A 286-nucleotide genomic window follows, 5' to 3' on the forward strand; every position below is an offset into this window, starting at 1 on the left:
ACCGAGGGCTTGCCAGCTTCGAGGCCCGGGCGCCAGATGTACTGGCCCTGGTTGTCCTTGAAGAGCATGACAGCCCCGACGGTGCCGCGCTTCATCAACCAGTTCGCGTTGGCCAGGTACTTGTCCTTCAGCGAGAAGGTCATCGTAACCAGGCCATCCGGCGTAAGCGTCGTTGCGTTACCGGATGCCACCTGGGCGATGGTGCCACGCACGCCGGCCGAGCCGGCCGGATAGGTCAAGATGCCGCGCGGCTTCTTGATGCCATTGCCCGAGATGAATGCCAGAG

General features: G+C 63.3%; 1 protein-coding gene. It reads right to left on the reverse strand.

Annotation, left to right across the window (positions count from 1 at the left end):
- A partial coding sequence (locus AF337_RS24525) for a phage major capsid protein (protein ID WP_152971169.1) occupies nucleotides 1–286 on the reverse strand: 286 nt, incomplete at both ends.

Origin of the sequence: Rhizobium ecuadorense (assembly GCF_001187535.1) — a bacterium.
Classification (GTDB): domain Bacteria; phylum Pseudomonadota; class Alphaproteobacteria; order Rhizobiales; family Rhizobiaceae; genus Rhizobium; species Rhizobium ecuadorense.